The sequence below is a fragment of the Nitrospirillum amazonense genome, from assembly GCF_007828045.1.
In the GTDB taxonomy this organism is placed as follows: Bacteria; Pseudomonadota; Alphaproteobacteria; order Azospirillales; family Azospirillaceae; genus Nitrospirillum; species Nitrospirillum amazonense_C.
The window spans coordinates 154,857-167,749 of record NZ_VITN01000007.1 but is presented as its reverse complement, the minus strand read 5'-3'; the positions used below and the strand labels follow the sequence as shown (position 1 = coordinate 167,749).

At 67.8% G+C, this 12,893-nt stretch carries 13 protein-coding genes; 5 read left to right on the top strand and 8 right to left on the bottom strand.

Features of this window, described 5'->3' with window-relative positions:
- Window positions 1-8: 8 nt before the first annotated feature.
- The 5 genes from pqqE to FBZ89_RS13670 are packed head-to-tail and all read left to right on the top strand — an operon-like array spanning window position 9 to window position 4,092.
- Entirely contained in the window at window positions 9-1,202 is a 1,194-nt protein-coding gene (pqqE, locus tag FBZ89_RS13690; RefSeq protein WP_425465956.1) for a pyrroloquinoline quinone biosynthesis protein PqqE, read from the top strand.
- A gap of 47 nt (window positions 1,203-1,249) precedes the next feature.
- Window positions 1,250-2,146 carry a quinoprotein relay system zinc metallohydrolase 2 gene (locus tag FBZ89_RS13685; protein ID WP_246172185.1) on the top strand — a complete coding sequence of 299 codons (897 nt, stop codon included), beginning with the start codon at window positions 1,250-1,252 and terminating at the stop codon, window positions 2,144-2,146.
- The gene (locus FBZ89_RS13680; protein WP_145750524.1) at window positions 2,143-2,943 is read left to right on the top strand and encodes a quinoprotein dehydrogenase-associated SoxYZ-like carrier; all 801 of its coding nucleotides are present in this window, start codon (window positions 2,143-2,145) and stop codon (window positions 2,941-2,943) included. The genes FBZ89_RS13685 and FBZ89_RS13680 overlap by 4 nt, the downstream gene beginning before the upstream one ends.
- Before the next feature lie 56 nt (window positions 2,944-2,999).
- Window positions 3,000-3,506: a hypothetical protein gene (locus tag FBZ89_RS13675; protein WP_145750523.1), complete on the top strand. Its 507-nt coding sequence runs from the start codon at window positions 3,000-3,002 to the stop codon at window positions 3,504-3,506.
- Window positions 3,463-4,092 carry a nucleotidyl transferase AbiEii/AbiGii toxin family protein gene (locus FBZ89_RS13670; RefSeq protein WP_186457348.1) on the top strand — a complete coding sequence of 210 codons (630 nt, stop codon included), beginning with the start codon at window positions 3,463-3,465 and terminating at the stop codon, window positions 4,090-4,092. Before FBZ89_RS13675 ends, FBZ89_RS13670 begins: the two co-directional genes overlap by 44 nt.
- A 4-nt stretch (window positions 4,093-4,096) precedes the next feature.
- Here FBZ89_RS13670 and FBZ89_RS13665 read toward each other — a convergent pair whose 3' ends face one another.
- From FBZ89_RS13665 to FBZ89_RS13630, 8 genes are all read right to left on the bottom strand, one after another.
- Window positions 4,097-4,678: a hypothetical protein gene (locus FBZ89_RS13665; protein ID WP_145750521.1), complete on the bottom strand. Its 582-nt coding sequence runs from the start codon at window positions 4,676-4,678 to the stop codon at window positions 4,097-4,099.
- A gap of 79 nt (window positions 4,679-4,757) precedes the next feature.
- Window positions 4,758-5,147: a hypothetical protein gene (locus FBZ89_RS13660; protein ID WP_246172184.1), complete on the bottom strand. Its 390-nt coding sequence runs from the start codon at window positions 5,145-5,147 to the stop codon at window positions 4,758-4,760.
- 95 nt (window positions 5,148-5,242) lie between these two features.
- Window positions 5,243-6,088 (bottom strand): hypothetical protein, encoded by an 846-nt coding sequence (locus FBZ89_RS13655; protein WP_145750520.1) that lies wholly within the window; start codon window positions 6,086-6,088, stop codon window positions 5,243-5,245.
- A gap of 10 nt (window positions 6,089-6,098) precedes the next feature.
- Entirely contained in the window at window positions 6,099-6,815 is a 717-nt protein-coding gene (locus tag FBZ89_RS13650; protein ID WP_145750519.1) for a SapC family protein, read from the bottom strand.
- Window positions 6,816-6,857: 42 nt separating this feature from the next.
- Entirely contained in the window at window positions 6,858-9,008 is a 2,151-nt protein-coding gene (locus FBZ89_RS13645) for a site-2 protease family protein (RefSeq protein WP_145750518.1), read from the bottom strand.
- Entirely contained in the window at window positions 9,008-10,399 is a 1,392-nt protein-coding gene (locus FBZ89_RS13640; protein ID WP_145750517.1) for an efflux RND transporter periplasmic adaptor subunit, read from the bottom strand. The genes FBZ89_RS13645 and FBZ89_RS13640 overlap by 1 nt, the downstream gene beginning before the upstream one ends.
- A 10-nt stretch (window positions 10,400-10,409) precedes the next feature.
- Window positions 10,410-11,150 (bottom strand): efflux RND transporter periplasmic adaptor subunit, encoded by a 741-nt coding sequence (locus tag FBZ89_RS13635; RefSeq protein ID WP_145750516.1) that lies wholly within the window; start codon window positions 11,148-11,150, stop codon window positions 10,410-10,412.
- A 142-nt stretch (window positions 11,151-11,292) separates the two neighbouring features.
- Complete coding sequence (locus tag FBZ89_RS13630; RefSeq protein ID WP_145750515.1) at window positions 11,293-12,888, bottom strand: TolC family protein; 1,596 nt, start codon at window positions 12,886-12,888, stop codon at window positions 11,293-11,295.
- Window positions 12,889-12,893: the final 5 nt, after the last annotated feature.

Below are 12,893 nucleotides of genomic sequence, written 5' to 3'. Positions count from 1 at the left end.
CCTCCCCTATGGCCGGCCCTATGACCGGCCCTGTGGCTGGATCGCCTCCGGTGGCGGCGACCCAAGTAGAGGCACCGATGGGTCTGCTGATGGAGCTGACCCACCGCTGCCCGCTGCGCTGCCCCTATTGCTCCAACCCCGTGGAGCTGCAGCGGGCGAGGGAGGAGATGGACACGGCCACGTGGAAGCGTGTGCTGGGCGAGGCGGCCGCCCTGGGCATCCTGCAGGTGCACTTCTCGGGCGGGGAGCCTACGGCGCGCAAGGATTTGCCGGATCTGGTGCGCCATGCCGCCGGCCTGGGCCTCTACACCAACCTCATCACCTCCGGCGTGTTGCTGGACCGGGCATCGCTGGCCGTGCTGGCCGACGCCGGCTTGGACCATGTGCAGCTGAGCTTCCAGGATGTGGAGGTGGAAAGCGCGGAGCGGATCGGCGGCATGCCGGGCGCCCAGGCGCGCAAGCTGGCGCTGGCCGGGCAAGTGACAGCGGCCGGCTTGCCCCTGACCCTGAATTTCGTCGTCCACCGCCAAAACCTGGACCGGCTGCCGCAGATGATAGATCTGGGGCTGGAGCTGGGGGCGGGCCGCATCGAAGTCGCCCATGTCCAGTATTACGGCTGGAGCCTGATGAACCGGGACGCCCTGCTGCCCAGCCGGGCGCAGCTGGACGCGGCCACGGCGACGGTGCAGGCGGCGCGGGCGCGGCTGAAGGGCCGCATGGTCATCGACTATGTGCCGCCGGACTATTACGCCGCCCGCCCCAAGGCCTGCATGGGCGGCTGGGCCCGGCGGTTCATGAACATCTCCCCCGCCGGCCTCGCCTTGCCCTGCCATGCGGCGGAAACACTGCCCGGTTTCGATTGGCCCTCGGTTGCCACCGGCTCGCTCGCGGCGGCCTGGTACGACAGCGAGGCCTTCAACCGTTATCGCGGCACCGCCTGGATGCCGGAACCTTGCCAGGGCTGCGAGCGGCGGGAGGTGGACTGGGGCGGCTGCCGCTGCCAGGCCTTCGCCCTGACCGGCGATGCCGGCCGCACCGATCCCGCCTGCGCCCTGTCGCCAGACCATGGTGTCATGCTGGCGGCCGTCGAAGCGCGGGGCGACGCGCCGGCCGAGTTCATCTATCGCCAATACGGCCCGTCGCCGGCAGCGGCCAGGTCCGTCGAGGCTCCTGTGGGGGAGGCATGGCCCGCCGAACCTTGATCCGGGCCTGTGTTCTATTTTGCATGGCGGCCGGCTGGGGGCTGCCGGTGTCCGTGTGGGCAAAGGGGGGCGGCCCGCTCGCCCAAGTCGCTCCCGGCGTTTATGTGCGCCCCGGCGCGGTGCAGGACGCTACCGCCACCAACGACGACGCCATCGCCAATATCGGCTTCATCATCGGCCATGACGCCGTGGCCGTCATCGATCCGGGCGGCAGCGCCGGGGACGGCGCCTGGCTGCGGGCGCGCATCAAGGCCACCACCGGGCTGCCCATCCGCTATCTCATCTACACCCACGTCCATCCAGACCATGTGCTGGGCGCCGTCGCCTTCGCGGACGATCATCCGGTGGTGGTGGCCCATGCCCGCTTCGCCGCCGCGTGGGGGGAACGCGGAGCCTTCTACCGCCAGGGCCTGGCCCGCATCCTGGGTGGCGACCTGGCCCAAGCGGGGGCCAAGGCTGGCGACGCCCTGCCGCCCACCGAAGCCGTCGATACCGCCGCCGACGTCGACTTGGGCGGCCGTATCCTGCACGTGGCGGCTTATGGCGCCGCGCATACCGACAGCGACCTGACGGTGTATGATGGGCAGACCCGCACCCTATGGGCCGGCGACCTGCTGTTCCAGGGCCGCATCCCGGCGCTGGACGGCAGCCTGACCGGCTGGCTGGCGGTGTTGGGCCAATTGATGGCCCTGCCGGCGGTACGCGTGGTGCCGGGCCATGGTCCCGCCCAGCTGCCCTGGCCGGCCGGGGCGGCGGATGAGGAACGCTATCTCACCACGCTGGCCCGCGACATCCGGACCCTGCTGAAAAACGGCGGGGACATCGATGCCGCCGCCGCCACGGTGGCGCGGTCGGAACGGGGCCGCTGGAAACTGTTCGACGCCTATAACGGCCGCAACGCCATCACCGCCTTCAAGCAGCTGGAGTGGGAGGATCCATCATGAAGTCCCGCCTGTTCGCTTTGGTCCTGCTGTCAATCCTGACCGCTCCGCTTTTCGCCCGGGCCGAGGACCCGGCGGCCGACGCCGCCCGATGGCAGGATCTGCGCCAGACCCTGTTCGCCGCCCACACCCTGACACCCGCCAAGGGGCAAATCGCGCTGGACGCGCCGGACCGGGCCTTGGACGCGGCCCTGGTGCCGGTGACCTTGACCCTGGACCCCAAGCTGGCGCTGAAGGCCCTCTACCTGGTGGTGGACAACAACCCCGCTCCCCTGGTCGGCACCTTTCATTTCGGCCCTGCGGCCGTGCCGGCGCAGGTGAAGACCCGCATCCGGGTGGATGCCTATACCCATATGCACGCCGTGGCGGAAACGACGGACGGGCGTTGGTTCGTGACCGAGCGCTACATCAAGGCCGCCGGCGGCTGCTCCGCCCCCGCCACCAAGGATGCCGCCCTGGCCATGGAACGTCTGGGGCAGATGCGGCTGAAGATGGTGGCCGACGGCCCGGCCGGCCTGCCCAAGGGGGCGGTCACCGCCCAGTTGCTGATCAGCCACCCCAATTACAACGGCATGCAGATGGACCAGGTGACCCGCAACTACACGCCCGCGCGCTTCGTCCGCGACATCACGGTGAAAAGCGGCGCTGCCCTGGTCTTCCAGCTGGAGGCCGACATTTCCTTGAGCGAGGATCCGGCCATCACCTTCAGCTACCGCCCCCAGGGGCCCCTGGCGATCACCGTGCGCGACAGCACCGACGCCACCTTCAGCCATACCTTCCCGGGTGACGACAAGGGCTAAGGGTGATCTTGAGGTCGTAATCCGGTTACGTTAGACTGGCGCTGTCAGGAGATGTCATGACCGCCAGGCCCAAACGGGACGCCACCGCCGCTGATCGCGTCCGCCGCTATCGCCAATCCACCCTCGGGCCTCGTGGCATCGCCCGGGTGGAGGTGCAAGCTCCCGTCGCCGCTGCCGATGCGCTGAAGGCTGTCGCCGCCCGGTGGCGTCAGCAATTCAAACTGTTGCCGGCGGCGGAACCGGTGCTGGATCGCGCCCTGTCCACCATCAACGCACCCCGTCCCGTGCCGGTGGATGGGCCAGGCCTGGTCGCCTTGTTATTGGCTCCTGCGCCCATTGAAGATTGGCGTCCCCATGTGGAAGCCTTCTTCGATGAGGTATCCATGGGCACGCTGCACGATCTGGTGCTCAGCGGTGTGCTGACTTTCGAAGATTTGTATCGCGCTCTGCGGACTTGGAGATTGCCCGATGCCAGCAACGCCGCCTGGATCACCGAAATGGCGGCCCTCAGCCTGGGACGTGCTGCTGCGACGCACCTTGGCGCTGATAGGCACACTGCCTGATGGGACGGTTTGGAGCTTCGGAGGCGGGACTGCCCTGGCAGTCCACTATGGGCATCGGATCAGCTACGATATTGATGCCTTCGTTGGCTCTTCAGATATTGTCCGGGCGCTGACACCCCAACGAAACGCGGCGACCAAAATCCTGCTGGATGGTCGGACGTATGAATATCCAGGCAACTATCTGAAGCTGACCTTTGCCGAAGGCGAAATTGATTTTATCGTGGCGGGGCGTCGGACGGACAACCCGGTGATGAATTGGCTTTTCGAAGGTCATCAAGTTCCTTTGGAAACGCCTTGGGAAATCGCGACCAAGAAGATGTTCCACCGGCCATCCAACTTCAAAGTGCGGGATATTTTTGATATGGCGGCGGTCATCGACCATCATGCCAATGAGCTGCGTACGGTATTGCCGGAAGTTGCGGATCGGGCTGATCGTCTCATGGACCGCATAAACTTGCTGCGGCCAGTCTATGAGGCGCAGGTTCGCAACGACGTGAACCCCACCCCCGCCGGTGAGCGCTATGGCACCGCAGCGGCGGCGGACCGGGTATTTGCCTTCCTGCGATCCGAATTCGCGAGCCTTTGATGCCTTACGCCTGCACCCATCGGCTCATATGCGGGAAGGGGGGCAGGCCGTTGTCGCCCATCAGGGTGAAGATGCCGGCGAAGCCGGTCATGCCGGCGTGCGCCAATGCCCCCATCCCGTGATGGGTGCCGGCCTCCAGCCACCGCTGCATGGGATGCGGGCCTTCATACGCGTCGATGTGGTAGGAACCGGGGAAGAAGATGCATTCCAGCGGCACGCCCAGATGCAGGGCCGCCGCATAGGACCAGGCCTGGGCCATCATCTCGCCCTGCTGCAGGGGGACGGACAGCCGAGGATCGGCCGGCAGGCCGGGTCCGGCCTCGGCGGCTATGGCGGCGCGCATGTCGGCCTCCAGATCCCGTCCCAACTGGGCGTGTAGGCGGCGGGGCAGGATGGCCATATGCCCGGCCTCGTGCAGCAGGTCGCCGGGGCCCACCAGGGTCTCGGGATCCACATGGATGGCGCCGGCCGCGATGTTGACGCCGGGCAGGAAGCCGCCCCGCGCCCCGGCACCGAAATGCACCGTGAAGCCGATGCCGCGCAGGAAGCCGACGATGGGGTCCAGCGCCTCCGGATGGTATTTCACCGTCTATTTTCCCCCGCAATCGCCGGCCGGATTGTGGCGCGGGCCGGGGGGCGGCGCAAGACGGATGGGACGCCGGCCCTCATGTGCAGCGCAGGTTGACCTCGGCCTGGGCGCGGCGCAGCTTTTCCACCTCATCCTTGGCGATGGGGGTGTCGCGGAACATGGCGCCCCGGTCGCCCAGGCCGCCCTGTTGCATGCGCAGAATCGTGTCCGCCTTCTCATAATCGTCGTAGGGCATCATGTCGGCGATGGTGTCGATGCCACAGGCGCACTTGCCCAGCAGCTCGTGCTTGAAACCATTGGACGCCAGGCAGCCGATGACATAATCGGCGCGCACGGCGGTGGGATAATCGTAACGGGGATGATGCTCCCCCTTGGCTTTGGGTTCCGCGGCACCAGCCGACGCCGGCGCCATTCCCAGCCCCACCAGGGCCGCCATCGCCAGCAGGGACCGCGTTACGCGCATCATGGACTCCTCCCGATCTTATTATCGGAAAAGCCTAGCGCAGGGACCCGTCCGCGACCATGACCGATTGGTAGTACGAGGGGCGGGGGCGGCGGCTTTCACAGCCGTTTGATGCTCAACAGGTCCAGGACCAGGCGGTCCCGCCACGCATTGTCCGCCCGCATGTCCCGAGCCCGTCGGCAGGCGGCGACGGCCAAGTCCCGGCCGCTGTCGGGGGTGACATGACGTATGGTTTCGGGACATAGGCTGCGCAACTCTTCCACCACCTCGGGCGGTGGCGGCGGGGCGGCGGCCAGGAAGGCTTCCGGCCCGCGGAACTCGTCGCGGCGGAACAGGTCGATCATGTAGTCGCACCCCATCTGCGGCCGGACGGACTGGTGGGGAATGCGGCTGATCATGGGGAACAAGGGGGCAAGGTCGGGGACCACCAGGTTGGGGTAGATCTCCCCACCCCAATACGTGCCGGCGATCTCGATGAAATGGGCGATGTCCCGTATGGGCACCAGCCCGCACTCCAGCACCGGCAGAATTTCGACCTTGGGCTTGGTGATGACGACCGTGTCGTTGGCCACGTCGGCGTACAGGCTGCCGATCTGGAAGGCGTTCTGGAAATAGGTGCCGCGCAACGCGCCCCAGATGGTGCGGATGCGGCCGCCCTGGCGCAGGAAGGAGGCGAGGGCGTGCTCCACCGGATGGGCAGGCTCGCGCAAGCGCCGGCCCAGGATGGCCATGGCCGCCCGCGTGATCTCCTCACAGCGGCCCAGGGGATACGGTTTGACCGGGCTGACCGGCTGCAGCGCGGGCTGTAGCTCCGCGTCCACCTGCGCACGCACCTCGGCGAGATAGACCATCAGCCGCGGCTGGATGGGCAGCACCATCCGTGCGGTCAGCCTTTCCATCTCCGGCGTTGGTGTTTCGATTTCCTGCGGCAGCAATCGGTTCATCACCGTTCCATCACCCGGCCCGCCGGATCAGCGCCGACCAGTCGTTGAGGGAGATGAGGTGGGCGTAAGCCGCGGCCAGCCAACCCTTGTCGCGCCACTGCGCCAACGTTTCCGCCGGCAGCCGGTTCAGCTTTTCCTCATCGATGACGCGAAAGCCGGACAGGCTGGGCGTCTCGCCGGAGGGCAGGGTGATGTCCGCCCGCCGCTCGGTCAGCAGATCGCCGTCAAGCAGGGCGGCGACGAAGCCGGTGGTCAGCGCGTGGAACGCCTGATACTCCCGCGCGAAATCCAGGGCCTGGAGCGTCAGGTCGGTGGGCGCGCCGTTCACGAAGAAGGGGTTTTCCGTTCCCGCCACCACGGCATCCGCCGCCTCGTCCACGCACAAGGTCAGTTGGTCCGCTTCCGTGTCCTCCAGGAAGATGAAGGGGTAGCGGCGGACGTAGGCCGGGATGTAGGCGCCCTCGTCCCAGCGGCCATCGGCGTGCACGAACAGGTTCTGCCCCTCGCGCAGGCCCAGCAGGGCGATGGGGGCCGCGGCTTCGCCGGCGAACAGGATGGGGATGGACCGGCAGGCGGCGGCGAACTCGCCCATCACCAGGGGAACCGCGTGCGCCCCGGCGGCGAAGCCGTAGCTGACGGGCTGCCGCAGGGACATGGCCTCGTCCGTGGTGGCCTGCATCAGGCGCGGCTGCTTGTAGAAGAGGGGAAGCGTGGGGTGGTCTGTCATCGCATACGCCTTTTCATAAGGGGCGGAGTCGGCGGTTGGCGTTCAGAAGCTGCCTTCGCGCAGCAGGATGGCCACGGTCCGGCGCCACAGGCTGCCCAGCAGGCTTTCGCGCACGCCTTCCAGCGTCACGCGGCCCCGCTCCAGGCTGGCCGGGGCGGTGTCCTTGGCCGGTGCGATCAGCACGCGGTACAGCGACTCCTCGGGCACCAGCTGGTGCTGGCTGTCTTCGCGCGCGGCGATGTCGCCGCCATAGGTGCTGGCCAGATAGCGCCGGCTCAGCACGCGGGTGCTGGTGTCGTCGATGTCCTGGATGCGGCCGTCCACGGCGCTGGTCACGGTCTGGTCGGGGCGGAAGCGGCCCCGGTCTCCCAGGGCCACCCGATGCAGGTCGGCCTCGCGCACATAGGCCTCGATCATGGGATGCGCCGGGTCCAGCAGCAGGCCCAGCCGCTCCTTCGCCGGCAGCCATTCGCCGGGCGACAGCGGCTCGGCCACCTCGGCCATGATGCCGGCGAAGGGGGCGGTCACGGTCAGCTTGGCCTTTTCCGCCTCCAGCCCGCGCAGCTCGGCCTGCGCGGTCTCCAACTCCTGCGCCGCGATGCGTTGGCGTTTGGGGTCGACGGCGGCACTGCCGCGGTAGGCCGATTCCCATTGCAGAGTCTGGATCTTCTGGCGCTGGCTGGCCAGCTTGTAGTCCAGGTCGGGGGAACTCAGGCGGAACAGCACCTGGCCCGCCGCCACACTCTGGCCCGCCTTGACCAGCACGGCGTCCATCCGCCCTGGCTGGTCCAGGAAAATCTCCGTCTCCTGCGCGGCGCGCAGGACGGCCGGCGCCGTCACCGTGCTGCGCCAGGGGATGACGGCCAGGGCCAGCAGGCCCAGCGCCACGGCCGCCGTGGTGGCGGAGCGGCGGTTCCAAGTCATGGTTCCCCGCCGCCGTATCCATTCCCGCACCTCGTTCAGGGGTGGGCGCAGAATGAACCACCACACCTCCACCAGGAACAGGATGATGCCCAGCACCTTGAAGAACAGGTGGTAGACCAGGGCGGCAATGCCGACGAACAGGGTAAAGCGGTAAATCCAGGTGGCGAAGGCCAGCGCGATCAACAGATTGCGGCGCTTGACCGGCAACTCCTCCGGCACCGGTTCCCCCAGGTGGAATAGTCGCTCGCGCACCCACCAGCGGCCCAACGCGAAGGCGCGGTCATGCAGGTTGGGCACGTCCAGCAGGTCCGACAGCAGGAAATATCCGTCGAAGCGCATGAAGGGGCTGGTGTTGACCAGCACGGTCATGATCCAGCTGGTGGTGGCCAGCAGGAAGGCGGCGGCCTTCACCGGCCCTTCCGGCAGGAAGGACCAGGCCAGCGTGGCATAGGCGGCCAGCGTCAGTTCCGCGCCCATGCCGGCCACGCCGATGGCAAGGCGCTGGCGCCGGTTGGGCAGCCGCCAGGCGTCGCTGACATCGGTGTAGAGCAGCGGGTACATGACCATGAAGGCGATGCCCATGGTCTGTACCCGGCAGCCATAGCGCTTGGCGGTCAGGGCGTGTCCCAACTCATGCACCACCTTGGCCACGGCCAGGCCGACGGCGCCGGTGATGAGGCCGGAGGGGGAGAGGAAGCTGACGAAGGTGGTGCGGAACTGGTCCCACTGCCGCGTCACCAGGTAGATGCCCAACAAGGCGGCGGCCAGCGTGACCAGCAAGAAACCGCGGGTGAAGATCCAGGATACATAAGGCAGGGCCTGGGTCAGGAAACGGTCGGGCTTCACCAGCGGCACACGGAAGAACAGGTAGTTCTTCAGCAGCCATTGCCAAAAGCCGGGCTTGCGCATCTCCGCCTGGCGCATGAGGGTCGATACCGCCTGCGGCCCATGGCGCTGCAACAGGTTGTTCAGCGCCAGGAACTGCGAGACGGCCATGACATCATCGACGGTGACGCGCAACGTGGTGTTGGACGCGACATCGGTGGCGATGGCCTGCGGCACCTCCAGATGCCATCGACGCAGGATCTCGAACTCCAGCCAGCCCAGCCGATAGAAGCGTCCGGCCACCTGGTCATGCAGCGTCCAGCTGGGCGACCCGTCTGCCAGGGCCGGCCCGGCCAGCAGTGTCAGTTCCTCCCGCAAGGGGGCAAAGCGCACGGGCGGGGCGTCCACCGACGCGGGCGCGGCGTCCGGAACCTCACCGCTCATCAGACACCCAACCGCTGACGCAGCGCCGCCAGGGGGCGGCGGAACAGGTAATAGAACAGGGTGGTACGCTGGCCGTAGATCTTGGCCGTACCCTGCAGGCCGATGCGCACGGGGGCCTGGCCATCGTTGAACCGCGCCTTCAGACGATAGGCCGCGACACCGTCCGTGCCCACCTCGGGCTGATAGGCCGCCAGCCGCACGGTGGCGTCCAGTGGATGCTGCGGGTCGATGTTCAGGAACAGCGACACAGGGTCGCCCGCGTCCATGGCGATGGCGTCGGCCACCGGCAGCTTGATCTCCAGCTCCACATCCTTGGGTTCCGCCACCATCAGGATGCGCTCGCCCTGGGTGACCGGCCGTCCGATCCAGTCGTTGACGTCGGTGAACACGGCCAGGCCGGCGCGGGGCGTATGCACGACGATGCGCTTCAGCAGATCCTGGACGTAGGTGACCTCCGCCATGGCCTGGTCGCGCTTGCCTTGCAGAACCACCAACTGGCCCTTGGCCTTCTCATCGAAAACGGCCTGCTGCGCGGTCTGGCGGTACTCCGCCTCCGCCGCTTCCAGGGTGGCCTGGGCCACGTCCAGACGGTTCTGCAGCCGCACCGGATCCAGCTGGAACAGGGGCTGGTCCTCGGTCACCGGCTGGTTGGGCGTCACCAGGAACTTGTCGACCACGCCGTCGAACGGGGCCCGCACCACGGTCGGGGCCTGGGGAATGACCTCCGCCGGCGCCAGGGCCGACAGGCGCACGGGGAACAGGGACAGGGCCACCAGGCCCGCCGCGACATAGCCCAGGGTGCGCAGGGACTTCAGCCGGGCGGCGTCCCGATGCCAGCGCCGCTGCTGCCGGACCAAACCGCCCCAGGCATGGGCGTAGGCATCACCCAGATTCTCCAGCAGCACGCGCTCGCCATCCGTCCACGGTTCTTCCCGGGCCAGCAGCAGGCCGCCCAAGGACCGCTCATCCGGCGCCGTCAGCGGCAGCCACAGGCCGTGGGCCGGCAGGTATTCCGGCCACTCCTCGGCCAAATCCTGGGCCAGATCGGCCGTGGTCAGTTCCTTGATCGCGGCGGGATCACCATGGGCCGCCAGAAGACGGCAGGCGTAGCGGGCATAGGGGCTGTCGGCATCCACGGAGGACAAGCCCGACACGGCCAGCACCGCGCCGTCGCCCCGCTCCGTCCGCTGCCAGGCCAGCGCCTGGCGATAGCGCACCAGGCTGAAGGTGTCATTCACCATCAGGAAGCCCAGCTCCTGCTCGGTGCGGGTATGCCGCGCCCGTTTCTGCAACTGCAGCAGGGTGGTCAGGCCGAACAGCTGCCGGCCGGCCAGTTCGGCCGCGTCCGGGCGCTGGGGCGGTTCCTCCGGGGTGGGGGGCACGACGCGCATCACCCCGTCCTCAATTCGGAGCCGCGACGATGGCGCGGCCGCTCATGCCCGGCAGCAATTCGGGGAATTTGCCGTCGATGACGGCGAAGACCCGGATGCTTTGCGAGACGGGATCGATGCGCGGTGACAGGCGGGCCACCTTGGCCGGGTACTTGCGGCCCGTTTCCTCAATGCCGATTTCCAGTGCGAAACCGGGCTTCAGCCACTTCAGCCACGACGACGGCACCAGCATTTCCGCCTCCAGTTCCGTCGGGTCCAGGATCTCCAGCAGTTTCTGCCCTTCCGCCACGGATTGGAAGCGTTTCACGTCCACCGGTCCCATGCGGCCGGCGAAGGGGGCGGTGACCACGCAATGCGATGCGACCTCACGCGCCATCTGCTGTTCGGCTTCGGCCATGGCGTGCTCCGCCGCCGCCGTTTCCACTTCCAATACGCCGATGGAATTCAGCGTGTTCAGCTTGCTCTTGACCTCATAGGTCTTGCGGGTCGCGGCCTCCTGGGCGTTGGCCTTGGCCTGGCGCGCCCTCTGGATGCCGCAGTCGAAGGCCACCAGCTTCTGCCCCTCGCCGAAACTGTCGCCCTCGCGCAACGGCAGTTCCGAAATCTGGGCGGCGATTTGCGACGACAGCACCGTGCTGCGCTTGGGCACCAACTGGGCGCGGATCTCCGGCATGGTGTCGGCGCCGTGGGCCGTGGCGGACAGGCCGAGAAGAAGCGCGGGCAGGATCAGGCTGAACCGGGGGCGGAACAAGGGGCAGACTCGCTGTTCGTTGCAAGGGGTTCGTTGCAAGGGGTTCGTTGCAACGGGGGCCGGCGCCAGATGGTCGCCGAAACAAGACGGGCCGGGAGGGAGGATCCCCGCCCGGCGCCGCTTTGGCTATCGCTCTCTGGAGTTACTGCGTCAAGGCCTTGCCGGGGTCGTCCAGTGTCGGCGTCTGGGCGGTGACCGACGCCTCGGCACCGAACATGCCGCTCTCGATACGACGGTTCACCGTGGACACCGCGGCGGTCAGGGTCTTCAACGTATAATCCGGCACGGACTGGGGCAGCGGATCGATGCCGACCGAGACGTACAGTGACGCCAGCGCGTTCTGCATGTCGGCGTAGGCCCGGGCGCGGGTCAGTTCCGCCACGATGCGCGACGCGGACGCGCGCACGCGATCGACCTTGCCGGCGGCGCTGTTTTCCTGCTGTGCCAGCACCTGGTCGTAGATACGGCCCTCGATGTTGTCCAGCTCGGATGCTTCCAGGTACTGGGTGCGGGCGCGGCCCAGCTGCTGCCAGGCCACGTTCACCTGGGTCAGCACGGCCATGGACAGGGCCAGGTTGCGCACCTCGGCCTGGTCGCGCTGCGTCTCCGCCAGGCCCATGAAGTCATTGCCGGCCAGCAGGTTCACCAGGCCCCAGGACAGGCGCAGGCCCCCCTCGGCCCACCGTTGGTTCACCAGGAAGGAGTTGCTGTCATAGTCCAGGCCGCCCTGGATGGACAGGTTGGGGAACAGCTTCAGGAAGGCCTTGTGCACTTCGTCCGTGGCGATGCGGCGGTTGTACGCCTGCTCGCGCAGTTCCGGGCGGTTGATCAGGGCCGTGTGTTCCAGCTCGGTGATGGCGGTTTTCATCTCCGGCAGGGCGGTCGGGTTGTCCGGCAACACCAGCTGGTAGGGCGTCCCGGGGGGCAGGCCCATCAAGGCCGCCAACTGGGTCTTGGCCAGCGCCAGGTCGGCCTGCAGGTTTTCCAGCTGGCGGATGATGTCGATGGTCGCCTTCTCGTCCCGCAGCACGTCCAGCATGGGCTTCAGACGCTGCTTCTCCACCTGGCGGGTGTCTTCCAGGGCCTGGCGGGCATCGGCCAGGATGGGGTTGATGCGGTCGCCGATCTTTTCCGCCGCCACGGCCTGCCAGTAGGCGGCGCGGACCTGCTGCACGATGCTGTTGACCGCCGACCGGCGCTTCTCGGCCGTGGCCAGGGCCCGGTCGCCGTTCTGCCGGGCCTGGTAATAGCTGATGCCGAAGTCCAGGACGCTCCAGCTCAGCTGCAGGTCGGCGGTGCCGGAACGGCGGTCGCTGGAGATTGAGGGTTCCAGCGACTGCTTGCCAGTCAGGATGGAGTAGGAGGACGACGCCAGTTCGTTGCTGCGCGCCGTCAGGCCGCCGTCCACCACCAGCTTGGGCAGCAGGTCCCAGCGCGACACGTCGATCTGGCGGTTGGCGATGGCCTGGTCCATCAGCGCCAGCCGGTGGTCCAGGTTGTACTTGACCGCCCGGGCGATGGCCTCGTCCAGGGAGACGGCGACCGTCACCGGATCAATGCGGTCGCGAACGAGCTTCAGCGCCTCGGTGGCGCGGGTCTGGTTCTCATCCGATGTCAAGGGGCGGGGGGTGACGGAACACCCCGCCAGCAAGGCCACCAAGGCTCCGGCGACAATGGGCGTCGCCACGGTACGCGGGCGGGTGCGCCGCGCCGGCGCGGAATAAGGCAAGGACGTCATGGAGC

Coding starts and splice junctions, on each gene's coding strand:
- FBZ89_RS13660 (WP_246172184.1), bottom strand. CDS start 5,147: ATGATGCGCGTAACGCGGTCCCTGCTGGCGATGGCGGCCCTGGTGGGG.
- FBZ89_RS13650 (WP_145750519.1), bottom strand. CDS start 6,815: ATGACAGACCACCCCACGCTTCCCCTCTTCTACAAGCAGCCGCGCCTG.
- FBZ89_RS13640 (WP_145750517.1), bottom strand. CDS start 10,399: ATGCGCGTCGTGCCCCCCACCCCGGAGGAACCGCCCCAGCGCCCGGAC.
- FBZ89_RS13655 (WP_145750520.1), bottom strand. CDS start 6,088: ATGAACCGATTGCTGCCGCAGGAAATCGAAACACCAACGCCGGAGATG.
- pqqE (WP_425465956.1), top strand. CDS start 9: ATGGCCGGCCCTATGACCGGCCCTGTGGCTGGATCGCCTCCGGTGGCG.
- FBZ89_RS13680 (WP_145750524.1), top strand. CDS start 2,143: ATGAAGTCCCGCCTGTTCGCTTTGGTCCTGCTGTCAATCCTGACCGCT.
- FBZ89_RS13645 (WP_145750518.1), bottom strand. CDS start 9,008: ATGAGCGGTGAGGTTCCGGACGCCGCGCCCGCGTCGGTGGACGCCCCG.
- FBZ89_RS13630 (WP_145750515.1), bottom strand. CDS start 12,888: ATGACGTCCTTGCCTTATTCCGCGCCGGCGCGGCGCACCCGCCCGCGT.
- FBZ89_RS13675 (WP_145750523.1), top strand. CDS start 3,000: ATGACCGCCAGGCCCAAACGGGACGCCACCGCCGCTGATCGCGTCCGC.